This window comes from Sphingobium fontiphilum, from assembly GCF_014196635.1.
GTDB classification, from domain to species: domain Bacteria; phylum Pseudomonadota; class Alphaproteobacteria; order Sphingomonadales; family Sphingomonadaceae; genus Sphingobium; species Sphingobium fontiphilum.
Genome location: NZ_JACIEB010000008.1, coordinates 13,734 through 36,549, shown reverse-complemented (window position 1 = coordinate 36,549; position 22,816 = coordinate 13,734). Strand labels below are relative to the sequence as shown.

Below are 22,816 nucleotides of genomic sequence, written 5' to 3'. Positions count from 1 at the left end.
GTGAAGCCCGGAGAGCAATGGCCGATTTTGCACCTTCAATGACATGGCCGCCAGGAACCGTGATTGCGGTGCTGGCGGCGGGCCTGGGCGCACGCTTTGGCGGGGGCAAGCTGGACCATGATTGCGGGGGCAGGAAGCTGGGCCGATGGGCGCTCGACACGGCCCTGTCTACCGGCGCGCCGGTATTGGTGGTGACGGGGCCGCAGGCTCCGGCCTTTCTTGGCGAGGCCTTGCCGCGCCCGGTGCGGAGGATCATCAACCCCGCGCCTGCTGATGGCATGGGGGGGTCGGTGGCGCAGGCGGCGCAGGCGGCGCGGACGATGCAGGCCAGCCATTTGCTCATCATGCTGGCGGATATGCCGTTGATCGGTGTGGACCTGTTGGCCGACCTGGCGAGCAGGGCACGCGTATCGGGCTTGGCGGCTACGCGCCATGCCGATGGCCGCCCCGGCGCGCCTGCCTGTTTCGCCGCCGAACGCTTCGACGATCTGGCGGCGCTTGGCGGCCGGGCGGGCGCGCGTGCGTTGTTGGCGGGCGTGCCGGACGGCGCCGTCGTGGATGTGGTGGGCGACGCGTTGATGGACGTGGACTACAGGACAGATGTCGACAGACTGGCGGCGTTGTTGTCGGCATCCCGCTGATCAGAGGCTTCATCGATCAGCGCGTCGTAGCGGCCCACGACATCGGCCAATATCGACAGCGCCATCGTGTTGGGATCGCGCGTGTGAGGGATTAGCCCCACGGGCGCGCGCAGCCGGGCGATCCGGCCGACGTCGATGCCTGCGCGCTGCAGCATGGCGATCCGGCGTTCGCGGGTCAGCCGCCCGCCTATGGCGCCGATGAAAAAGGCGTCGGCGCCCAGCGCCCAGGGCAGCAGCGCGCGTTCCCATTCATGGTCGTGGAACAGCAGGACGATGGCCGTCCAGTGATCGACCGGCATGTCCATGGGCGGGCGGCCAAGGGAGAGGCCGCCGGGGCCGGGCTGCACCATGCGGGCGTCGATGCCCGCCGACCGCGCCAGAAGGATCAGCCGGTCCTGTTCAGGCCCCGCGCCGAACGTCAGCAGCGACAAGGCGGGCAGGAAGCTGATGCCGCGCGCATGGGGCGCTGCTTGCGGGGGGAGGAGCCATTGCGCGGGGATGCGCCGGTCGAGCCGGGCGACGGTTTCCCGCGCCTGTTCGACGCAAGGGGAGGGGTCGACAAGAACGTCGATGCCCGCGCCGCAGGGCAGGCGAAAATCCATGAAGGGCGAACCCGCGCCATAGCGTAAAAGCACTGGCCCGCCCGATGCCGCAGCGGTCTGCGCCTGGCGCGCCAATTCCGATTCCAGGCATCCGTCGGCCAGGCTGCCGACCATCGTGCCGTCGGGCGCAATGGCCAGTTGCGCCCCCACGCGACGCGAGAAACTCTCGTCGATACGGACGATGGTGCACAGCGCCCCGCCCTGTTCCGCGATCAGCCGGATCGGGGCGGCGTCATTGGACCGCAGCATGGGGGGAAGGGGCGGTTGAGACGACATTGGGGCAGGCTCATGTTCGCGCGACAGGCGGCCATCCTATGCGCGATGATCGGCCGTTGGGAAGGGGCTTCATCCGCGCCTCTTTTCCCGCCGCGCGCCTTGGCGGTAGTGGAGATTTGCACCGTCATGCGTTGATGATATGGCTTGGCTGGCCGACGCGCATCATGGGTGCTGCGCTGAATTGGCGATGGAGGTGGCAGGGTGGCGATCAGTCTGACGGTCAATGGTGAAAAGCGCATGGTCGATGGCGACCCGGCTAAGCCGCTGCTGTGGGTGCTGCGCGAGGATCTGGATATGGTCGGCACCAAATTCGGTTGCGGCGCCGGCCTGTGCGGCGCGTGCACGGTGCATGTTGACGGCAATGCCGTGCGGTCGTGCCAGATGGCGCTGGGCGACGTGCAGGGCATGGCGATCACCACCATCGAAGGGGTGCAGGCGACCGATGCGGGCAAGCGCATCGCCGCGACATGGGTGGCGCAGGACGTGCCCCAATGCGGTTATTGCCAGGCCGGGCAGATTATGAGCGCGACCGCGCTGCTCGCCCAGACGCCCAAGCCCAGCGATGCGGACATCGACGCCGCGATGATGGGCAATCTGTGCCGCTGTTCGACCTATGTCCGCATTCGCGCCGCGATCAAGGCCGCAGCGGAGTCCGCGGCATGAGCGCGGCGACGCTGTCGCGGCGGAGCTTCATCTCCGCGTCGCTGATCGCTGGGGGCGGATTGCTGTTCGACCTCAACGTGCCGCTGGCCCGGGCCGCCGACGGGACGCCGACGATCTTGACGGCCTTCATCCGCATCCTGCCCGACAACCGGGTCATCATCGGCGCGAAAAATGCCGAGATCGGTCAGGGCGCCAAGACGATGCTGCCGATGCTGATCGCGGAGGAACTGGACGTCGACTGGGCGCAGGTGACGATCGAGCAGACCCATGCCGACCAGTCGATCTTTGGCGGGCAGGTGGCGGGCGGCAGTCGCACGACGCCGCGCGAATGGGTGCCGACGCGACGGGCGGGGGCGGCGGCCCGCGCCATGCTGGTGTCGGCGGCGGCGGCGCAATGGGGCGTGCCCGCCGAGCGCCTGAAGACCGCCAGCGGCAAGGTGAGCGATCCGGCATCGGGCAAGAGCCTGACCTATGCCGCGCTGGCGGTGGCGGCGGCGAAGCTGCCCGCGCCCGACCCGGAAAAGCTGACGCTGAAGGACGCCGCCGATTTCCGCATTATCGGCCAGTCGATCATCGGTCCCGACACCCCCGCCATCGTCGCGGGCAAGCCTTTGTTCGGCATCGATTTCAAGCTGCCCGGCATGCTTTATGCCGTGATCGAAAACTGCCCGGCCTTTGGCGGGACGCTCAAGTCGGCCAATATCGACGAGGTGAAGGCGTTGCCCGGGGTCGCCCATGTGCTGACCATCAAGGGCGACGGCCAGCCCGAATCATTGTTCGACGGCGTGGCGATCCTGTCCAAAAGCTGGTGGAGCGCCAACAAGGCGCGCGAGGCGCTGAAGGTCGAATGGGACGACAGCGCCGTCAGCGGTTTTTCGACGGAGGGCTACGCCAAGCAGGCCGCCGCCCGCCGTACGGGCAAGGCCGATGGCGACATTATACGCAAGGGCGATGTCGACGCCGCCTTCGCCGCCGCCGCGAAGACGGTCAAGGCCGATTACAGCTATCCTTTCCTCGCCCATGGCACGCTGGAACCGCAGAATTGCACCGCCCTGTTCAAGGATGGGGCCATCGAAATCTGGGCGCCGACCCAATATCCCGAAAATGGCCGCTCTCTGGTCGCCAAGGCGCTGAATTTGCCGCCGGAAAAGATCCGCATCAATTTCACTCGCATTGGCGGCGGCTTCGGTCGGCGGCTGATGAACGATTATATGGTGCGGGCGGCGGTGATTGCCGCGAAGTTGCCCGGCGTTCCGGTAAAGCTGCTCTATTCGCGCCAGGACGACATGCGGCGGGATTTTTATCGCCCGGCCGGCTGGCATGGTTTCCGCGCGGCGCTGGACGCCAAGGGCAAGCTGACCGCGTTTCACGATCATTTCATCACCTTCGGCAAGGACGGTGAGCCGGTGCGCGCCGCCGAAATGCCGGAATATGAGCCGCCGGTGGAGTTTGTCGACAATGTGGTGATGGAACAGAGTTTCCTGTCCACCAACATGCCGACCGGCTGGCTGCGCGCGCCCGGATCGAACGCGCTCGCCTTTGTCACCCAGGCGTTTCTGGACGAAGTGGCGCAGGCGGCGGGCAAGGATTTGCCGACCCTGATGCTGGAATTGCTGGGCGCCGACCGCGAAATTCCGCGCGGTGATCGCTCGCCGCCCTTCGTCACCGCCCGCGCAAAGGCCGTGATCGAGAAGGTCTGCGCCATGGCGGGCTGGGACCAGCGGGCCAGGATGCCCAAGGGATCGGGGAAGGGCTTTGCCTTTTATTTCAGCCATATGGGATATTTCGCGGAAGTCGTGGAAGTCGCCATCGTCGATTCCATGCCCAAGGTGAAAACCGTGTGGGTGGCCGGCGATATCGGCAGCCAGATCATCAATCCGCTCAACGCCATGCATCAGGCGCAGGGATCGGTGATCGAGGGGCTGACGCAGGCGCTGGCCGGACAGTCGATCACGCAGGTCGCCGGCGCGGTCGAGCAATCCAATTTCGACGGCCATCCGCTGCTGCGCATTCCCGATACGCCGGACATCCTCGTCGAGTTCATCAGGACGGACTATCCGCCCACGGGGCTTGGCGAACCGGCGTTGCCGCCGGTCATACCGGCGATGGTCAACGCCGTTCACGCCGCGACTGGCCGCCGTATTCGCAGCCTGCCGGTGACGCCGGACATGCTGGCCTGAATCCCGCGCGGGGACCGGGCGAGGGGGATCACCCCTTCGCCTTCATCCGCGCCAGCGCCCGGCGGTCGAACCAGCCCTGCACGCCGCCGCGCGGGTGCAGGCGGGGGAGCCATTGGGGATAGAGGCTGGCGAGCGAGGCGGGCAGGCCCGATGGCCCGGCGCGGCCCATGATGTCCGACACGATGCGGTTCTGCATGTGGCGGACGGAATAGTTGACCATGCGCTTATATTGCATCCGCCATGTCGCCGGGTGCAGCAGGCTAACCGGCTCGCACAGAAAGCCCGCGCCCTCGCAGGCGAGCACCCGCTGCGTCACCCAGTCGGCATCGGGGCCAAGATGGGTGTGCGCCCAGGCGGCGACCAGCCCGTCGTCGCCGATCAGGTCGTCGGGCAGGCGCAGGTCTGCCGCGCGGATCGCCGCGACGAAAGGCCCGGACAGGGCGTAGAGATCGCCGAAAATGCCGCGATCCTGCCGCAGCATGGCGCGATAGGCCGCCGCCTTGCGCCCGTTCATCGGCATCCCCGCTGCGGCATTCGCGGCGGGGTCGGCGGCAAGAGCGGTTACCAGCGCATCTATGGAGCCGGGCGTGATCTCGGCGTCGCCGTCCATCAGGATCACGGCCTGTTCGTCGCCGGTCAGCAGATGATGGATGAAATGGTTCCAGGTGCGCGACTTGCCGCCCGCTTGCAGATCGTGGACGATCACATTGGTGCGGCCTTCGGCGGCGGCGCTGGCGCGCGCGACGGTGCCGTCGGTCGATCCGTTGACCAGCACATGGAAAAGCGTGCCGGGCCGGTCCAGCGGCAGCGAGGCGAGGCAGGCGGCGATCCGCCTTTCTTCCTGATGCGCGAAGATGCCGACGGCGACGGTCATGGCGTTGCCCTTAACGGAAGTCCCAGGCCTGCTGGCCATGATGGGCGGCGTCGAGGCCGGTGGCTTCCTCGTCCGCGCTGACCCGCATGGGCAGGATGAAGGACAGGCCAAGGCCCAGAATCGCTGATCCCAGCATCGCCCAGACAGCGATGGCGGCGATGCCGATCAACTGGGCGGCGATGATCGCGCCATAGCCGACCGACGGGTCGAAGCCGACGCCGCCCAGCGTGGCGGGGGTGAAGGGAATGAGCAGCAGCGCGCCGATCAATCCGCCCACGCCATGGACCGCGAAGATGCGGGCCGGGTCGTCGATCCGGCCACGGCCGATCATGCCCGCGACGATGCGGCAGGCGATGGCCGCGATCAGGCCGATGGCCATGGCGCCCGCGCCGCCCACCAGCCCCGCTGAAGCGGAAATGGCGACCAGACCGGCGATGGCGCCCGATGCAAGGCCCGTGGCGCTGGTCCGTCCGCCGAGCAGCCGGTCGGTCAGCGCCCAGCCGATCAGCCCGGCGCACGCGGCGAAATGCGTGTTGAGCAGGGCGCTGGCGGCGTCGTTGGCGGCGCCCAGCGCCCAGCCGCCATTCGCCGCCATCAAGCCGACCCACAGCATCGCCGAGCCCGCCAGCGTCAGCAGCGGGGCGTGAGCGCCGCCTTCGGCCCGCTCGCGCGGCCCGATGATGAGGCCCAGCACCAGCGCGGAACAGCCCGCCGTCAGGTGGACGACCAGCGCGCCGGCAAAATCAAGCGCGCCCAGTTCCGCCAGCCAGCCGCCGCCCCACATCCAGCGGGCGACCGGCGCATAGACGATGAGCAGCCACAGCGGCGCGAACAGCAGCATCCAGCCGAAGCGGGCGCGTTCGGCCAGCGCCCCGGCGATCAGCGTCACGCCCAGCAGCGCCAGCGTCATCTGAAACAAGGCGAAGGCGGTTTCGGGGACGGTCAATCCTTCGCGCAGGTCGGCCATGCCGCCCATGAACAGGTTGGCGCCGCCGCCCAGCCAGCCGCCGCCCGGCGCATAGGCGAGGCTGTAGCCTGCAATGCCCCAGGCCAGCGACGCGGTGGCCGCCATGCCCAGCCCCTGCGCGGCGGCGGACAGGCCGTTGCGCGCATTGGCGAGCCCCGCGCGGCGCAGGGCAAGGCCGGGAAGCGCGGCGATGAGGACGATGAGGGCGCAGAGGATCATCCATGCCGTGTCGCCGCTGTCGACGCCGACGCTCTGGGCATGGGCGGTCTGGGGCAGGGCGATCGCGGCGGCGATCAGCGGGAATGAGGCAAGGGCGCGCATGCCCCGCTGTCTAAGCGAAGTCCGGTAAAGACTTCGATAAGGGCGTTTGGCGGGCGGGGATCAGACCCAGCCTTCAAGCACCTGATTGGGCGGGCGATGGCCATCGACCCAACTGCGGATATTGGCGATCACCCGCGCGCCGGTGGCGTCGCGCCCCTCGAACGTCGCCGATCCCATGTGCGGCAGCAGCACGACGTTGGAAAGCGCCATCAGGCGCGCGTCGACGGCGGGTTCATGGGCATAAACGTCCAGCCCCGCGCCTGCGATCCGCCCCTCGCTCAAGGCCGCGACCAGCGCGTCCTCATCGGTCACCTCCGCGCGTGAGGTATTGATGAAATAGGCGGTGGGCCGCATCAGCGCGATCCGGCGCGCGTCGATCATGCCGCGACTGTCGGCGTTGAGCGGGCAGTTGATCGACACGATGTCGCTTTGCGCCAGCAGCGAATCGACATCCTCATGCCAGGTCGCCTGCAATTCCTGTTCGACTTCGAAGGGCAGGCGATGGCGGTTGTGATAGGCGATGGATAGGCCAAAAGCAACGGCGCGCCGGGCGATGGCGCGACCGATGCGGCCCATGCCGATGATGCCCAGCCTCTTGCCGGCGATGCGATGGCCCAGCATCCCCGACGGGCTCCACCCCGACCAGCGGCCTGATCGCACCAGCTTTTCGCCCTCCGCCAGGCGGCGAGGGACGGACAGGATCAGCGCCATGGTCATGTCGGCCGTGTCCTCGGTCAACACGCCGGGCGTGTTGGTGACGATGACGCCCTTCTGCCGTGCGGCGGTCAGGTCGATATGGTCGACGCCGCTGCCGAAACTGGCGATCAGTTGCAGCCTTTCGGGCGCGGCGGCGATCAGCGCGGCGTCGATATGATCGGTGACGGTGGGCACCAGCACATCGCATTGCGCCATGGCGCTGGCCAGTGCGTCGCGGCTCATCGGTTTGTCGTCGGCGTTGAAGCGGGTATTGAACAATTCCGCCATGCGCGCCTCGACCGCGGGGGGCAGGCGGCGGGTGACGATGACCGTGGGATGTGCGGGACGCGGTTTCTTGGCCATATCCGGCCGCTATGCCCCATGGGCTTGTTGGTCAAGGGGATTGTCGGGGGCGGTCGCAACCCGCTATGGCATGAGTCATGCGGTTTGCAGGAATGAACATGGTGAAGTGGGTCGGCGTTCTGGCAGCGGCAATGCTGGGGGCGGCCGCGCCCGCCGTCGCGCAATCGGGCAAGGCCGTGCCCTATTGGGCGTCGATCGCGCAGAATGAGGCGCGGATGCGCGTCGGGCCGAGCCTGGATTATCCGTCAAACTGGATTTACCGGCGCCGAGACCTGCCGGTGAAGGTTATCAAGGTGCTGGGCCTGTGGCGCCAGATCGAAGACCCGTCGGGCACGACCGGCTGGATGCATGTCCGGCTGCTGAGCGATACGACGACGGCCATCGTCCGGGCGGAAGAGGCGCAGCTGCGCGAAACGCCCGCCGATGGCGCACGGGTTCTGTATCGCGCGCAGAAGGGCGTTGTCGGCCGCCTGTCGGACTGCGCGCGCGGGTGGTGCGCGATGGATGTGCGCGGCCAGCGCGGCTTTGTGCGGCAGGACCAGATCTGGGGCGGTGGCTGAATCCCCGACCTAACGGGGCAGGGCGGCGGCCTCCCGCGCCAGCGCCTCTATCGCCGCCATGTCGACCGGGCCTTTGGGGATCACCCAACTGCCCCCCACGCATTTGACGAAGGGCTGGGCCAGCCATTCGGGCGCGCTTTGCGCGGTGATGCCGCCTGTGGGACAGAAACGGGCGGTATGGAGCGGCGCGGCCAGCGCCTTGAGCGCGGGCAAGCCGCCCGATGTCGCGGCCGGGAAGAATTTGAAGTGGGTCAGCCCCATGTCCATGCCGCGCATGATGTCGCCGGCCGTGGCCGTGCCGGGCAGGAAGGGGATGCCCGCAGCAATGGCGGCGCGGCCCAAGGGTTCGGTGAGGCCGGGGCTGACGATGAAGCGTGCGCCCGCCGCCATCGCCGCATCGAGCTGCGCCGGGTTCAGCACCGTGCCCGCGCCCACGACCGCGCCCTCCACCTGCGCCATGGCGCGGATCACATCGAGCGCGGCGGGCGTGCGCAGCGTCACCTCCAGCGCGGGCAGGCCGCCGGCGACCAGCGCCTGCGCGATCGGCACGGCGTCCTCGACCCGGTCCACCACCAAGACCGGGATGACCGGCGCCAGTTCCATCACATCGCCGACCGACAGGGTCATGAGCGTTTCTCCCGATAGGCCGCGGCCGCGCCGAACAGGCCGATTTCATCATGGACGGCCAGGCGGATCGGCACCGTCGCCATCAGGCTTTCGAACCGGCCCTTGGCGGTGAACCGGCTGTGAAAATGGCTGCGCGGCAGATGGTCGCGCAATCGTTGCGTCAGCCCGCCGGCCAGCACCACCGCATGGGGGCCGTGGGCCAGCGCCAGATCGCCCGCCACCGCGCCATAGGCCATGCAGAAACGGTCGAGCGCGGCGCGGGCATGGCCATCGCCGCCCTCAATCGCGGCCTGCCATAATTCGGCGTCGTTCATTATCGTCACCCGGTGATGGCCGATGGTCGCCATTGCGCGATAGAGATGGTTGAGGCCGGGGCCGGAAACGATGCGTTCGACCGATACGCGCAGAAATTCGCCACGCAAATGGTCCAATATCCTGGCCTCCAGCGCGTCGAGCGGCGCGAAGTCGAGATGCCCGCCCTCGGTCGCGATGACATGGGGGTGGCCATCGGCATAGGCGATCATGGCGACGCCGAGGCCGGTGCCCGGCCCCATGATGGTGACCCCGCCATCCATAGGGAACGGCCGATCCTCTCCGAACAGCAGCGGCAGATTTTCGGGCGGCAGCCGCGATACGGCATGGGCCACCGCCTCGAAATCATTGACCAGCCGGACGTGGGCCAACCCCAGTTCATCGGCCAGGCTGTCGGGTCGGACGACCCAGCTGGAATTGGTCAGCTTGATGACGTCGCGGCCGATGGCGGTGGCGAAGGCGATGGAGGCCGCATCGGGCAGCGCGCCGCCATCATCCGCGGCAAAGGCCGCCCAGCAGGATTGCAGGCTGGGGAAATCGGCGACCCTGTATTTGCGCACCACGCCCAGCGTCGGCGCCCCCGCGCCGTCCAGCGTTGCGCGGGCGAAGCGGGCATTGGTGCCCCCGATGTCAGCGGCGACGATGTCCTTCATCAGAACGGCAATTCGCCTTCCATCGCGGTCAAAATGGGCGACGCGCCCGCTTCCGCCAGATCGCTGTGGTGGCGGAACAGGGCGAACAGTTCGCGGCCCGTGTCATAGGGCGGCGGCGGGGCGGGCGGCTCCATCCGCTCGCGCCAGACCAGCGGGTCGACGAGCGCGTCGAGCGATCCGGTCCGCGCGCACACCCGCAACATGTCGCCGTTGCGCAGCTTGCCGATGGGGCCGCCGCCCAGCGCCTCTGGCGACAGATGGATGGCGGCGGGCACCTTTCCGCTAGCGCCCGACATGCGCCCGTCGGTCAACAGCGCGACGCGGAAGCCGCGATCCTGCAACACGCCGAGCGCCGGGGTCAGCTTGTGCAGTTCGGGCATCCCGTTGGCGCGCGGCCCCTGAAACCGGACCACAACGACGACATCGCGTTCCAATTCGCCCGCCTTGAAGGCGCGCAGCACATCGTCCTGCGTGTCGAAAATGGCGGCGGGCGCCTCTATCGTCCAGCGGTCGGGATCGACGGCGCTGACCTTCATCACGCAGCGGCCAAGATTGCCGACCAGCAGCTTCATGCCGCCATCGGGGCTGAACGGCATGGCGGCGGGGCGCAGCATGGCGTCGTCGCGGGACGCGGGGACATCGCGCCACAGCAGCGCATCGTCCTCCAGCACCGGCTCCTTGCCATAATCGGTGAGGTCGCGTCGGGCGACCGTCAAAATGTCGCGGTGGAGCAGCCCGGCGTCGAGCAGTTCACGGATGACGAAGGCCATGCCGCCCGCCGCGTGAAAGGCGTTCACGTCGCCCGAACCATTGGGATAGACGCGGGCGAGCAGCGGCGTGACGTCCGACAGTTCGGCAAAATCGGTCCAGTCGACGCTGATCCCCGCCGCCCGCGCGATGGCGGGCACATGGATGGCGTGATTGGTCGAACCGCCGGTCGCCATCAGGCCGATGATGGCGTTGACGATCGCCTTTTCATCGACGCAATGGCCCAGCGGCCGGTAATCCTCATTGGGTTGTCCGTCCTTGGCCCAGCCGATCGCCGCCAGCCGGTGGACCGCAGCGCGGGTCAGCTCGCCGCGCAATTTCGTGCCCGGATTGACGAAGGCGGCGCCGGGCATGTGCAGACCCATCACCTCCATCATCATCTGGTTGGAGTTGGCGGTGCCATAGAAGGTGCAGGTCCCAGCGCCATGGTAACTGGCGCTTTCCGCCTCCAGCAATTCGGCGGCGCCCACTTTCCCTTCCGCATAAAGCTGACGGATGCGCACCTTTTCCTTGTTCGCAAGGCCCGATGGCATCGGCCCGGCGGGGATCAATATGGTGGGCAGATGGCCGAAACGCAGCGCGCCGATCAGCAGGCCGGGCACGATCTTGTCGCATATGCCCAGCATGAGATTGCCTTCGAACATGGCGTGCGACAGGGCGATGGCGGTCGACAGGGCGATGGTGTCGCGGGAAAAAAGCGACAGGTCCATGCCGGCCTGCCCCTGGGTCACGCCGTCGCACATGGCGGGGACGCCGCCCGCCACCTGCGCGGTGGCGCCCACTTCGCGCGCGGCGATCTTGATCGCTTCGGGATAGCGGCCATAGGGCTGATGCGCCGACAGCATGTCGTTATAGGCGGTGACGATGCCGATGTTCATCGCCGCGCCGGTGCGGATCACCGGCTTGTCGTCGCCGCTGGCGGCAAAGCCATGGGCGAGGTTGCCGCAGGACAGACTGTGCCGGTTGGTGCCAGCGTCGCGGCCGCGTTCGATGAGGTCGAGATATAGGCGGCGGCGCGGCGCGCTGCGCTTGATAATGCGTTCGGTGACCCGCGCGATGACGGGGTGAAGATCAGTCATGCCAGCTTGCTCCATCGCGTTCGATAAGGGCAATGGCCGAGGAGGGCCCCCAGTTCCCTGAGGCATAGGCGGCGGGCTTCATATGCGCCTCTTGCCATCCGTCGATGATCGAATCGATCCAGGCCCATTGCGCCTCCACCTCGTCGCGGCGGACGAACAGGGTGGCGTCGCCTTCCAGCAGGTCGAGCAGCAGCCGTTCATAGGCGATGCGCCGCCGCTGCCCGGCGAAGGCGGCGGTCAGCGACACGTCGAGCGTCACCTCCTCCAGCCTGATCTGCCGTTCCAGCCCCGGCCGTTTCGACATGATGAGCAGGCGGATATATTCTTCCGGTTGCAGGCGGATGATAAGGGTGTTGGGTTCCAGGCCCGATCCCCCGCTTGAATGCTGCCCGTTGCGGCCGAAGATGGAGTGGCGCACCGGCTTGAACTGAATGAGGATTTCCGACTGGCGCGCGGGCATCCGCTTGCCCGTGCGCAGGTAGAAGGGCACGCCCTGCCAGCGCCAGTTGTCGATATGCGCCTTGAGCGCGACAAAGGTTTCGGTGTCCGACGCTTTGCCCAGCTCGTCGGCATAGCCGGTGACGATCTGGCCGCCGACGGCGCCGGGCGTATATTGGCCGCGCACGCTGTGCGTCTTCACCGTTTCGGCGCTCATCGGGCGCAGCGAGCGCAGCGCCTTCACCTTTTCATCGCGCACAGCGGTGGGGTCGAAACGGGCGGGCGGCTCCATGGCGATGATCGACAATATCTGGAGCATATGGTTCTGCACCATGTCGCGCAGCGCGCCGACGCCGTCATAATAGGAAACGCGGCCTTCCAGCCCCACCGTTTCCCCCACGGTGATCTGCACATGGTCGATGGCCGCCGCATTCCACAGCGGCTCGAACATGACGTTGCCAAAGCGCAGGGCGAGCAGGTTCTGCACCGTTTCCTTGCCCAGATAATGGTCGACCCGGAAAATCTGATCCTCGGCGAACAGCGCGCCGATGCCGTCGTTGACCAGCCTGGACGAGGCGAGATCCTTGCCTATGGGCTTTTCCATCGCGATCCGGGTCGTCGGCGCGATGAGCCCGGCGTCGGCCAGTCCCTGCGCGGTCGGCGCGAACAGCGACGGCGGGGTCGACAGATAGACGGAAATGCCCCGGCTGCGCCGTCCTTCCGCCCGCGTCGCCAGATGGCGGAACTGGTCGATATTGCCCGCTTCCACCGCCGCGTAGACGATCAGTGCGCGCAGCCGCGCGGCAAGGTCTGGATCATAGCGGTCTTCGGGAAGATATTTGTGCAGCGATGCGTCGACGGAATCGCGAAAATGATCGTCATCCATTTCCGTCCGCCCGGACGCCACGATCAGGAAATCGTCGGGCAACAGATTGTCGGCCAGCAGATTGTAAAGCGACGGGAAAAGCATCCGGTGCGCAAGGTCGCCAGTGGCGCCGAACAGGATGAGCGTGGCCGACGGTTCGGTCAAAAGGTTACCCCCTTAAGCCGTTAGAAACATCATCCCCTATCGAGATATGGGCCAGTTATAGCGGGAAGACCGGGGGCCGCAACCACCAACAGGCTCGAATGGAGCCGGGCAGCGGGCCGGATCACACTTCCATCTGGCGGGTTTCGGTCCGCTTCGCTTCATCCGACATGGCGCGCCGGGCGATGCGGTCGATATCGGCTTCCTTGGTCAGGCGCATCATGTCGATCCGGCCGGTATAGGGATGGGCGACCGCCATCTTTTCTTCCGGCGCTCGCACGATCAGGGCGTGCATCAGCAATTCGGCATGAAGGTCGCTCGCCGGGTCGAGCACGGGCTTACGCGAATCTTCGGGCACGGAACGCAATTTGATCTGACCGTCCCTGGCCTTCACATCGCCCTGGATCGGACGGAAGCCGAAAAGCATATTCTGTTCGGGCCAGTCATCCTTGGTATAGATGCCCGTCATATATTGATGGTGGACGCCATCCCCTTCCAGTTCCAGATATCCCCGGCATCCGGTCATGTCGACGGCGCAGGCGAGCACCATGCTGTCGTCGGGCAATGCTATGGTCAGCGGCGGGGCGTTGCTGGTGATATGCTTGAAATCCTCGCGGATCAGCGATGTGCCGCGCGACACGCAATTTGCCGGATCGACCTCCGGCAATTTGAGCACATGGTGGCGCTGGATTTCGGTCTGGATCGGCTCTCCCGCCTTTGCCAGCCCCTTGCGCAGATGCGGCAGCGCGCGCACGATCAGGCGCGAAATTTCCTGGCCCAGCCATTCGTGGACATGCACGCTGTCGCGGAAGAAATTGTCCATCGGCGGCGCATGTTCGGTCGCCATCGCCGCCGCGAGCAGATCATAGCCGTCGAAGAAAGGGAGGTGGAGCTTCTTGGCCACCCGTCGCGCCAGCGACCGAATCTTGGGCTTGCAGTCGGGGAAGTCGGGTGATGGCAGGATCAGGATGATCGGCAATGTGCCCATGGCCACCAGCCGCTCGCAAAAGTCCATCAGCACCGCCGTCCATGTCGCTGGCTTGACATGGCCGGTTTCCAGCCAGCGCCCGTCGTTGACGCACAGGTCAAGGATGCAGAATTCATAATCGGCAAGATTGCCGTGGCCCGACCGATAGAACACATAAGATGATGTGCTGGCGCCGAGCGAAAAGTTGGTGAAGGGCTCGACCTTCGGCGAATTGGCGAAATATCCCGCATAACCATTGCGGATGACACCGTTCGACGTTCCAAACAGGGCAACGGAAAATGGCTTGTTCTTCTCGTCGGTCGTCTTGTCGGTCACTCGTGAAGGCTCTTGATTCGATCAGCGATCAGGGGGGTTTGATCGCTCGGTCCCATAGTGTCAAACAATTTGGGCCGGCGGGCGGGGCGCCCGGCGCCCGTCCCACATCCCCGTCCCGCCTGCCCCTAAATTGCGGGCTGGAAAAATGATGCGCCCTATTGGTGCGCGTTCAATCTCCCGGTTCAATATTCTGGAGGATTGGAATGCCATTTTCCAGCACACAAGCCTGGGTAGGGGTGATCTTGTAACCGCCGCCAATGCCAAGGATGAAAGCGGGTCCGGCGCCGCCCGGCGTGGCGGACTAAGGTCGAACGCCCCGCGAGGGCCGCGTGCATGCGCAAGCGAACCTGCCATATGCGCGAGGGCGAGCAGTCTTCGCGCATCCAGCCCTTTTCCCTTCGCGTCTCGCCGACAAGGTCGACTTCCACAGCTGGCTGCTGCTAAAAGGCGGTCGCCATCGCAACCGTGCCCGGATCGGAACTGACGGTCATCGGCGAGAATGACCCGGTGCAGGCCATACGACAATCTGCGCAGTCCGATGTCGCGCATCTAAAGGACGCCGCGCGAACTGGCGAGGCTTCTGGCCTACTCGCAAAGCATCATCTGCCGACGCGCCCAAGGTGGCTCTCGAGTGGGCGCAAACGAGCAGCCAGCCGTCGCCGTGGAGGGGCGGTCGCCTGCGCCAAATCCGGTGAGCAGCAAAACGCTTCGCCAGCCATCCTTTGCAGCGACGAAACGGTACGCAGATCCGGCTGTGTGCCAAACCCCGAAATTATCCTTTTTTCAAAGGATGTTGGTGCGGTCGAGAAGACTCGAACTTCCACGGCCTTTCGGCCACAACGACCTCAACGTTGCGCGTCTACCAGTTCCGCCACGACCGCACATTTCAAGGGGAACCGGCGGCGCCGGACCCTGGTAGGCGCTGGCCATTAGCAAAGGCCGCGACGCCATGCAACAACCTATCTGCCTTGTGCGTTCAGTGGCCGAAACGGATCGGAGAGGATGGTTGTGAACAGCCCCGGACAATGGATGGCGGCGGCGGCGGGCGCCATGGCGCTGGCCGTTCCTGTCGGACTGGCCGTGGGGCAATATGCCATCAACGCGCCGATCGCCGCCCGGTCCGGGTTTGAAGACAGCCCGCCATCGGTCGATTCGACCCCGCTTGCCCCGCCGACGGACGATGCCGACCTGCGGGGCCCGGACGTCGTGCGTTGCACCGGGTGCGCGCCCACTCTGGCGGAGCGTCAGGCGGCGGCCGATATGGCCGGGATGGACCTGGATGGCATGGTGAGCGGGCCAGCCGATCCGGTCGTGATTGACTATCAAAGCCAGGAGGCGCCGTGGGGCGAGGACGATGGTCAGGATAGGCAACAGGAACGGGCATCGTCGCCGGTCTATCGCCTGCCCGACAATGTCGACCGCTTTGCGCGCGGCGAAGCGATGGGACAGATGGGCCGGAGGCTGGAAGGCGCGCGCGTGGCGACCGCCTTCCAGCCCTGACCGACCTTGTTATTCTGCGGCGACGACCTCTGAGGCCGAATCGCTCAGCGGCTGCGCGAGGCGGCCCACCATCTCCTTCGGGCAGACCTGCCAGAAATAGCGCCGCCAGCGGTCCCAGTCGTCCAGGATCGCCTGCGACCATTTGCTGTCGGTGCGGCTGGCGTGCTCGGCGACCAGTTCCTTGAGCACGCCTTCCCAATGGGCGCTTTCCAGCCGTTGCCAGACAATGCTCTCTGGGTTGGCATGGGCGGGGAATCCGCCTTCCTCGTCCAGTATGAAGGCCATGCCGCCGGTCATGCCGGCTCCGAAATTGGCGCCCACCTTGCCCAGTATGACGGCGGTGCCGCCGGTCATATATTCGCAGCCATTGGCCCCGCAGCCTTCGACCACGACCTGCGCGCCCGAATTGCGGACGGCGAAGCGTTCGCCCGCCTGTCCGGCCGCGAACAGCTTGCCGCTGGTCGCGCCATAAAGGACGGTGTTGCCGATGATCGTGTTGTCCTTCGACGACAGCGGGCTGGACACGGTCGTGCGCACGACGATGGTGCCGCCCGACAGGCCCTTGCCCACATAGTCGTTGGCGTCGCCAAAGACCTCCAGCAGGATGCCCTTGCACAGGAAAGCGCCCAGCGACTGCCCCGCGCTGCCGCGCAGGCGCACGGTCAGGTGCCCGTCGGCCAGCGTCGACATGCCGAACTTTTCGGTGACGGCGGCCGACAGACGCGTGCCGACGGCGCGATGCGTGTTGCGCACCGTGTAGGTCAACTGCATCTTTTCGCCCCGTTCGAACACGGCGCGCGCGTCGCGCATCATCTGCGCGTCCAGGCTGTCGGGCACCTCGTTGCGCCAGCTCTTCAGGCTGAACCGCCGTTCTTCGTCGCTGGCGTCGACCTTGGCGAGAATGGGGTTGAGATCCAGGTCGTCGAGATGTTCGGCGCCGCGATTGACCTGCTTCAAGAGTTCGGTGCGTCCGATAACCTCGTCCAGGCTGCGATAGCCCAGCCGCGCCAGTATCTCGCGCACTTCTTCGGCGATGAAGGTCATCAGGTTGATGACCTTTTCGGGCGTGCCGGTGAATTTCTGGCGCAGCTTTTCATCCTGCACGCACACGCCCACGGGGCAGGTGTTGCTGTGGCACTGGCGCACCATGATGCAACCCATGGCGACCAGCGACAGCGTGCCGATGCCGAACTCCTCCGCGCCCAGGATCGCCGCGATCACGATGTCGCGCCCGGTCTTGAGGCCCCCGTCGGTGCGCAGCTTCACGCGGTGGCGCAGGCCGTTGAGGGTCAGCACCTGATTGGCTTCCGACAGGCCCATTTCCCATGGCGTGCCGGCATGTTTGATCGAGGTCTGCGGCGAAGCGCCGGTGCCGCCGACATGGCCGGCGACCAGGATGACGTCGGCATGGGCCTTGGCCACGCCCGCCGCCACGGTGCCGATGCCCGCCTGGCTGACCAGCTTCACGCAGACGCGCGCGCGCGGGTTGATCTGCTTGCAGTCATAGATGAGCTGCGCGAGATCCTCGATCGAGTAGATGTCGTGATGGGGCGGGGGCGAAATCAGCGTCACGCCCGGCGTCGAATGGCGCAGCTTGGCGATGAACTCGGTCACCTTGAAACCGGGCAACTGGCCGCCTTCGCCGGGCTTGGCGCCCTGGGCCACCTTGATCTCGATTTCCTCGGCGCTGCCCAGATATTCGGCGGTGACGCCGAACCGGCCTGACGCGATCTGCTTGATGACGCTGTTGGCGTTGTCGCCATTGTCATAGGGCTGGAAACGGTTGGAGTCCTCGCCGCCTTCGCCCGACACCGCCTTGGCGCCGATACGGTTCATGGCGATGGCCAGCGTTTCATGCGCTTCGGGCGACAGCGCGCCCAGCGACATGCCCGGCGTCACGAAACGCTTGCGGATTTCGGTGGTCGCCTCGACCTCGTCGATCGGCACCGCTTCGCGGGCATAGTTGAATTCCATCAGGTCGCGCAGATAGACGGGCGGCAGGTCGCGGACCCCGCGCGAAAATTGCAGATAGGTGGAATAGCTGTCGGTGCCCACCGCCGTTTGCAGCAGGTGCATGAGCTGCGCCGAATAGGCGTGGCTCTCGCCCCCGTTGCGCTGGCGATAGAAGCCGCCGACCGGCAAGCGCACGACCGCCGAGTCATAGGCCGCGTCGTGACGCAGCTTGGCGCTGTAGTGAAGCGAGGCATAGCCTTCGCCCGAAATCTTCGCCGGCATACCGGGGAACAGGTCGTTGACCAGCGCGCGCGACAGGCCGACAGCTTCGAAATTATAGCCGCCACGATAGGAGCTGATGACCGCGATGCCCATTTTGGACATGATCTTCAGCAGGCCTTCGTTGATCGCGACGCGATAGCGTTCAATGCACTGATCCAGCGACAAATCACCGAACAGGCCGCGCGCATGGCGGTCGGCGATGCTGGCTTCGGTGAGGTAAGCGTTGACCGTGGTCGCGCCCACGCCGATCAGCACCGCGAAATAATGGGTGTCCATCGCTTCGGCGCAGCGCACGTTGATCGAGGCGTAGGAGCGCAGCCCCTTGCGCACCAGATGGGTGTGCACGGCGGCGGCGGCCAGAACGCCCGCAATGGCGATGCGATCGGCGCTGACCTGCTCGTCGGTCAGGAAGATTTCGGTCCGCCCTTCGCGCACCGCCTGTTCGGCTTCCTCGCGGATGCGGCGAATCGCGGCGCGCAACTGCTCCTGCCCGCCCTCAGCCGGGAAAGTGCAGTCGATTTCAGCCACCTGCGCGCCGAATTGCGCCTTCAGTCGCGCCCACTCCCCGGATGTCAGCACCGGCGATTCCAGCACCAGCACGCTGCTGTTCTGCGCGTCCTGCTCCAGGATGTTGTGCAGGTTGGAAAAGCGCGTCTTCAGGCTCATCACATGCCGTTCGCGCAAGCTGTCGATCGGCGGATTGGTGACCTGGCTGAAATTCTGGCGGAAGAAATGGCTGATCGTGCGCGGCTTGTCGGAAATGACGGCCAGCGGCGTGTCGTCGCCCATGGAGCCGATGGCTTCCTTGGCGTCCTCCACCATCGGGCTGAGGATCAGTTCCATGTCCTCCAGCGTCATGTTCGCCGCCACCTGGCGCCGGGTCAGTTCGGCCTTGTCCCATTGCGGCAGGGCGCTGGGCGCATCGACCAGATCGTCGACGGTCATGAAGCCCTTGATCAGCTCGCCATAGGGGCGCTCGCCCGAAATGCGATCCTTGATCGCGCGGTCGTCATAGATTTCGCCTTCCAGCAAATCGACGGCGATCATCTGGCCGGGGCCCATGCGGCCCTTCTTGACGATGGTGGTTTCGGGCACGACGACCATGCCGGTTTCCGACCCCACGATCAGCAGGTTGTCGCCGGTCAGCGTATAGCGCAGCGGGCGCAGCGCGTTGCGGTCGACGCCAGCGACGGCCCAGCGGCCATCGGTCATGGCGAGCGCGGCTGGGCCGTCCCACGGCTCCATGACGCTGGCCAGATATTCATACATGTCGGCATGGGACTGGGGCAGATCGGCCTTTTCCGACTGCCACGCCTCGGGCACCAGCATCAGCTTGGCCGTGGGCGCGTCGCGACCGGCGCGACAGATCGCCTCGAACACGGCGTCCAATGCGGCGGTGTCGGACGCGCCCGCCGGGATCACCGGCTTGATGTCCTCCGACTGTTCGCCAAAGGCGAGGCTCGCCATCTTGATCTCGTGGCTTTTCATCCAGTTCTTGTTGCCGCGGATCGTGTTGATCTCGCCATTATGGGCGAGGGTGCGGAACGGCTGGGCCAGCCACCATTGCGGGAAGGTGTTGGTCGAATAACGCTGGTGGAAGATCGCGACGCGGCTTTCGAACCGCTCGTCCTGAAGGTCGGGGTAAAAGACCGACAGCGATTCGGCGAGGAACAGCCCCTTGTAGATGATCGAGCGGCAGGACAGCGAACAGATGTAAAAATCGTTGATCTGCGCGGCGATCACCTTCTTCTCGATCCGGCGGCGGATGAGGTAGAGTTCCTTTTCGAATTCGGCGGTGTCGCGCTCCTCCGGCATCGGGCCGGCGATCATGATCTGTTCGATTTCCGGGCGGGTGCGCTGCGCCTTTTCGCCGATGACCGAGACGTCGACCGGCACCTGGCGCCAGCCATAGATGGTATAGCCCGCGTCGATGATCTCCGCCTCCACCAGGGTGCGGCAGGTTTCCTGCGCGCTGAGGTCGGTGCGCGGCAGGAAGATCATACCGACGGCGAGGCGATTGGGGCGGGGCTTGTGCCCGCTGTCGGCGATGGCGTCGTCAAAGAAGCGCACGGGCAGGTCGACATGGATGCCCGCGCCGTCGCCGGTCTTGCCATCGGCGTCGACCGCGCCGCGATGCCACACGGCTTTCAGCGCGTCGATGGCGCTGGCGACGACCCGGCGCGACGGGCGGCCATCGGTCGCCGCGACCATGCCCACGCCACAGGCGTCGGATTCGAGGTCGGGGTGATACATGCCCTCACGGGCGATGCGGGCGCGTTCGGCTTCGGAAGGGAGAGGAAAGTCGCTCATGTCATTCACCCTTATCATCGTCTGGAGCCATTGCGGGCTCCGTATCCCGTGGGAATCATCGTCTTCAACAAATGCGCGTCAGTTGCCTGTCGCCTTGGCCTTTTGCGCGTCGGCCTTCGCAATGAAGTCTGTCATCACATTCACAACATTATCCGCCGCCTGCGTGTTCAGACCGCTATTGCGCTGGTTGGCTTGGTCGGCCGCGGCCTTGAACATCAGCGGCTGGATCGCCTGCCATTTCCGCCCGGCGGGCGTCAGTCCAAAGGCGATCAGCTTTCGCCGGTCATCGTCGGTCAGGCTGCCGATGAATTTCGTTCCCACGCCGGTGGCCGTTTTTCTGAAATCATCAACCTCGACATGCGGTTCCTGACCGCTCAGATTGCGGTCGATCATATGACCAAGGTCGCTGCCCTCCGCCGCCGCCTGAATCGCTTTTGCGCCTGTATCGCTGCCATAGAATGCGATGATCGCATCGAGATCCGTCTCGGTCAGATAATCGGCATAGACGACCGACAGCGCCTTGTGCATTGCGGGCAGCGCGGCGATCGTGCCCGGCTCGACAATGTCACGTTCGGCCTGAATAACCGCTGCAACGATGCCGGGGTAGAGCCGCTCCATTTCCGCAAATTCGGGGCGTTGGCCGATCTGCTTGGGCATGGTGTCGGTATAGGCGCGCGCTATCTGGCGACGGGTCAGGGCCTCGCTGTTCAGCATTTCAGCCAGGGCCAATGCCTTGGCCAGTGAAGCTTTGGTTGGCGTGGTCTTGACCAGCCAAGACGGCGCAGTCGGCCCGGGCGGCAGCACGCTGACCTTGGCTTGCTGTTCCTGCGCGCCTGCCAGGACAGGCATGGCCGCAAACAGCGCCAATGCAAGGGTCAGGGTTACCCTCACGCAGCGACCCTCGCCCCGGCCCTGGCCTTCGCCTTCAAATATTTGTGCATATGGTCGGTCACGTCCCGGCCGTCGCGGATGGCCCAGACGACCAGGCTTGCGCCGCGCACGATGTCGCCCGCCGCGAAGACGCCGTCGACGCTGGTCATCATCGTCTTGTGATCGACGCGCAGCGTGCCCCAGCGGGTGACGGACAGGTCTTCGCTGCCGAACAGCTTGGGCAGTTCTTCGGGGTCATAGCCCAGCGCCTTGATGACAAGGTCGGCGTCCATCGAAAATTCGCTGCCTGGATCGGGTTCGGGTGCGCGGCGGCCCGACGCGTCGGGCTGGCCCAGCCGCATCCGGGTCACTTTGACGCCGGTGACATGCTCGGTGCCTTCAAAGGCGATGGGCGCGGTCAGCCAGACGAACTCGACGCCTTCCTCCTCGGCATTGGCGACTTCGCGCTGCGAACCCGGCATATTTTCGCGGTCGCGGCGATAGAGGCACTTCACCGATTTCGCGCCCTGGCGGATGGCGGTGCGTACGCAATCCATCGCGGTATCGCCGCCGCCGATGACGACGACATTCTTGCCTGTGGCGAGCAGCGATCCGTCTTCATGGGCGGGCACGGCGTCGCCGAACCCCGCCTTGTTCGACGCGGTGAGGAAGTCCAGCGCCTTGACCACGCCCGGCGCGCCGACGCCCGGCGCGCGGATGTCGCGCGGCTTGTAGACGCCGGTCGCGATCAGGATCGCGTCGTGCTTTTCGCGCAATGCGTCCAGGCTGGCGTCGCGGCCAACCTCGAAGCTTTCGTGGAAGACGATGCCGCCGTCCTTCAGCCGCTGGATGCGGCGCATGACCACATCCTTTTCCAGCTTGAAGCCGGGGATGCCATAGGTCAGCAGGCCGCCGGCGCGGTCGTGCCGGTCATAGACATGGACGTCATAGCCCGCGACGCGCAGATATTCGGCCGTCGTCAGCCCAGCCGGCCCAGCGCCGATGACGCCGACCGACTGGCCGCGCGCCGCGCCGGGGACGAGCGGTTCGACCCAGCCTTCCTTCCAGGCGGTGTCAGTGACGAATTTTTCGACGCTGCCGATGGTCACGGCGCCATGACCGGAAAATTCGATGACGCAATTGCCCTCGCACAGCCGGTCCTGCGGACAGATGCGGCCGCAGATCTCAGGCATGGTGCTGGTCAGGTTTGACAGTTCATAGGCTTCGCGCAGCCGCCCCTCGGCCGTCAGGCGCAGCCAGTCGGGAATGTGATTGTGCAGCGGGCAATGGGTGGAGCAATAGGGCACGCCGCATTGCGAGCAGCGCGACGCCTGTTCCTCGGCCTTGTCCACAATGAAGCTGCGGCTGATTTCCAGAAAGTCGTCGGCGCGATCGTCGGCCGCGCGCTTCTCGGGATAGGCCTGCTCGGTCTTCACGAATTTCAGCATCGGATTGTCGGCCATGGATCGCCCCTGAAAATGTTGCAGGCGCGTTCAATAGCAGAAAAACCGGCGGAGTCACGCGGTTTTTGCCGCATGGGTCAGTAATACT

General features: G+C 65.9%; 17 protein-coding genes and 1 tRNA gene. 5 read left to right on the top strand and 13 right to left on the bottom strand.

Annotated elements, in window-relative coordinates; translation table 11 throughout:
* Window positions 1-38 precede the first annotated feature (38 nt).
* Window positions 39-641, top strand: coding sequence for a nucleotidyltransferase family protein (locus GGR44_RS14790; protein WP_183956262.1), 603 nt, complete (start codon window positions 39-41; stop codon window positions 639-641).
* On the opposite strand, the gene GGR44_RS14785 is transcribed toward GGR44_RS14790, so the two are convergent.
* Complete coding sequence (locus tag GGR44_RS14785) at window positions 590-1,492, bottom strand: XdhC family protein (RefSeq protein WP_183956261.1); 903 nt, start codon at window positions 1,490-1,492, stop codon at window positions 590-592. The two genes, GGR44_RS14790 and GGR44_RS14785, sit on opposite strands and share 52 nt — an antisense overlap.
* Before the next feature lie 228 nt (window positions 1,493-1,720).
* On the opposite strand from GGR44_RS14785, the gene GGR44_RS14780 reads away from it, so the two are divergent.
* A complete protein-coding gene (locus GGR44_RS14780; protein WP_183956260.1) occupies window positions 1,721-2,182 on the top strand; it encodes a 2Fe-2S iron-sulfur cluster-binding protein in 462 nt (153 codons plus the stop codon).
* Entirely contained in the window at window positions 2,179-4,362 is a 2,184-nt protein-coding gene (locus tag GGR44_RS14775) for a xanthine dehydrogenase family protein molybdopterin-binding subunit (RefSeq protein ID WP_183956259.1), read from the top strand. Before GGR44_RS14780 ends, GGR44_RS14775 begins: the two co-directional genes overlap by 4 nt.
* A 28-nt stretch (window positions 4,363-4,390) precedes the next feature.
* Here GGR44_RS14775 and GGR44_RS14770 read toward each other — a convergent pair whose 3' ends face one another.
* Genes GGR44_RS14770 through GGR44_RS14760 form a run of 3 tightly spaced genes read right to left on the bottom strand, consistent with a single transcriptional unit; the run spans window position 4,391 to window position 7,583 of the window.
* Window positions 4,391-5,236: a glycosyltransferase family 2 protein gene (locus tag GGR44_RS14770; RefSeq protein WP_183956258.1), complete on the bottom strand. Its 846-nt coding sequence runs from the start codon at window positions 5,234-5,236 to the stop codon at window positions 4,391-4,393.
* Between the two features lie 10 nt (window positions 5,237-5,246).
* On the bottom strand, window positions 5,247-6,524 hold the full coding sequence (locus tag GGR44_RS14765) for an ammonium transporter (RefSeq protein ID WP_183956257.1): 1,278 nt from the start codon (window positions 6,522-6,524) through the stop codon (window positions 5,247-5,249).
* A 60-nt stretch (window positions 6,525-6,584) separates the two neighbouring features.
* Window positions 6,585-7,583 carry a 2-hydroxyacid dehydrogenase gene (locus GGR44_RS14760; RefSeq protein WP_183956256.1) on the bottom strand — a complete coding sequence of 333 codons (999 nt, stop codon included), beginning with the start codon at window positions 7,581-7,583 and terminating at the stop codon, window positions 6,585-6,587.
* Between the two features lie 98 nt (window positions 7,584-7,681).
* On the opposite strand from GGR44_RS14760, the gene GGR44_RS14755 reads away from it, so the two are divergent.
* Window positions 7,682-8,143: an SH3 domain-containing protein gene (locus GGR44_RS14755; protein WP_183956255.1), complete on the top strand. Its 462-nt coding sequence runs from the start codon at window positions 7,682-7,684 to the stop codon at window positions 8,141-8,143.
* A 9-nt stretch (window positions 8,144-8,152) separates the two neighbouring features.
* On the opposite strand, the gene eda is transcribed toward GGR44_RS14755, so the two are convergent.
* The 6 genes from eda to GGR44_RS14725 form a co-directional block, all read right to left on the bottom strand.
* Window positions 8,153-8,770 (bottom strand): bifunctional 4-hydroxy-2-oxoglutarate aldolase/2-dehydro-3-deoxy-phosphogluconate aldolase, encoded by a 618-nt coding sequence (gene eda / locus GGR44_RS14750; RefSeq protein ID WP_183956254.1) that lies wholly within the window; start codon window positions 8,768-8,770, stop codon window positions 8,153-8,155.
* A complete protein-coding gene (gene glk / locus GGR44_RS14745; protein WP_183956253.1) occupies window positions 8,767-9,735 on the bottom strand; it encodes a glucokinase in 969 nt (322 codons plus the stop codon). The genes eda and glk overlap by 4 nt, the downstream gene beginning before the upstream one ends.
* On the bottom strand, window positions 9,735-11,582 hold the full coding sequence (gene edd / locus GGR44_RS14740) for a phosphogluconate dehydratase (protein WP_183956252.1): 1,848 nt from the start codon (window positions 11,580-11,582) through the stop codon (window positions 9,735-9,737). Before edd ends, glk begins: the two co-directional genes overlap by 1 nt.
* Window positions 11,575-13,050 (bottom strand): glucose-6-phosphate dehydrogenase, encoded by a 1,476-nt coding sequence (zwf, locus tag GGR44_RS14735; RefSeq protein ID WP_183956251.1) that lies wholly within the window; start codon window positions 13,048-13,050, stop codon window positions 11,575-11,577. Before zwf ends, edd begins: the two co-directional genes overlap by 8 nt.
* A 121-nt stretch (window positions 13,051-13,171) precedes the next feature.
* Complete coding sequence (locus tag GGR44_RS14730) at window positions 13,172-14,350, bottom strand: SGNH/GDSL hydrolase family protein (protein ID WP_183956250.1); 1,179 nt, start codon at window positions 14,348-14,350, stop codon at window positions 13,172-13,174.
* 794 nt (window positions 14,351-15,144) lie between these two features.
* Window positions 15,145-15,231 (bottom strand) — tRNA-Leu (locus tag GGR44_RS14725).
* A gap of 121 nt (window positions 15,232-15,352) precedes the next feature.
* Here GGR44_RS14725 and GGR44_RS14720 point away from each other — a divergent pair.
* Window positions 15,353-15,850 (top strand): hypothetical protein, encoded by a 498-nt coding sequence (locus tag GGR44_RS14720; protein ID WP_183956249.1) that lies wholly within the window; start codon window positions 15,353-15,355, stop codon window positions 15,848-15,850.
* A gap of 9 nt (window positions 15,851-15,859) precedes the next feature.
* Here GGR44_RS14720 and gltB read toward each other — a convergent pair whose 3' ends face one another.
* The 3 genes from gltB to GGR44_RS14705 form a co-directional block, all read right to left on the bottom strand.
* A complete protein-coding gene (gene gltB, locus GGR44_RS14715) occupies window positions 15,860-20,395 on the bottom strand; it encodes a glutamate synthase large subunit (RefSeq protein ID WP_183956248.1) in 4,536 nt (1,511 codons plus the stop codon).
* Window positions 20,396-20,473: 78 nt separating this feature from the next.
* Complete coding sequence (locus tag GGR44_RS14710; RefSeq protein ID WP_183956247.1) at window positions 20,474-21,244, bottom strand: DUF2059 domain-containing protein; 771 nt, start codon at window positions 21,242-21,244, stop codon at window positions 20,474-20,476.
* A gap of 38 nt (window positions 21,245-21,282) precedes the next feature.
* Entirely contained in the window at window positions 21,283-22,728 is a 1,446-nt protein-coding gene (locus GGR44_RS14705; protein WP_183956246.1) for an NAD(P)-dependent oxidoreductase, read from the bottom strand.
* Window positions 22,729-22,816: the final 88 nt, after the last annotated feature.

Bases quoted from the DNA above. Each gene is read 5' to 3' on its own strand.
- GGR44_RS14760 (WP_183956256.1), bottom strand. From the start codon at position 7,583: ATGGCCAAGAAACCGCGTCCCGCACATCCCACGGTCATCGTCACCCGC.
- GGR44_RS14790 (WP_183956262.1), top strand. From the start codon at position 39: ATGACATGGCCGCCAGGAACCGTGATTGCGGTGCTGGCGGCGGGCCTG.
- GGR44_RS14755 (WP_183956255.1), top strand. From the start codon at position 7,682: ATGGTGAAGTGGGTCGGCGTTCTGGCAGCGGCAATGCTGGGGGCGGCC.
- GGR44_RS14705 (WP_183956246.1), bottom strand. From the start codon at position 22,728: ATGGCCGACAATCCGATGCTGAAATTCGTGAAGACCGAGCAGGCCTAT.
- GGR44_RS14775 (WP_183956259.1), top strand. From the start codon at position 2,179: ATGAGCGCGGCGACGCTGTCGCGGCGGAGCTTCATCTCCGCGTCGCTG.
- GGR44_RS14770 (WP_183956258.1), bottom strand. From the start codon at position 5,236: ATGACCGTCGCCGTCGGCATCTTCGCGCATCAGGAAGAAAGGCGGATC.
- edd (WP_183956252.1), bottom strand. From the start codon at position 11,582: ATGACTGATCTTCACCCCGTCATCGCGCGGGTCACCGAACGCATTATC.
- glk (WP_183956253.1), bottom strand. From the start codon at position 9,735: ATGAAGGACATCGTCGCCGCTGACATCGGGGGCACCAATGCCCGCTTC.
- GGR44_RS14785 (WP_183956261.1), bottom strand. From the start codon at position 1,492: ATGCTGCGGTCCAATGACGCCGCCCCGATCCGGCTGATCGCGGAACAG.
- eda (WP_183956254.1), bottom strand. From the start codon at position 8,770: ATGACCCTGTCGGTCGGCGATGTGATGGAACTGGCGCCGGTCATCCCG.
- GGR44_RS14765 (WP_183956257.1), bottom strand. From the start codon at position 6,524: ATGCGCGCCCTTGCCTCATTCCCGCTGATCGCCGCCGCGATCGCCCTG.
- GGR44_RS14720 (WP_183956249.1), top strand. From the start codon at position 15,353: ATGGTTGTGAACAGCCCCGGACAATGGATGGCGGCGGCGGCGGGCGCC.
- GGR44_RS14710 (WP_183956247.1), bottom strand. From the start codon at position 21,244: ATGCCTGTCCTGGCAGGCGCGCAGGAACAGCAAGCCAAGGTCAGCGTG.
- gltB (WP_183956248.1), bottom strand. From the start codon at position 20,395: ATGAGCGACTTTCCTCTCCCTTCCGAAGCCGAACGCGCCCGCATCGCC.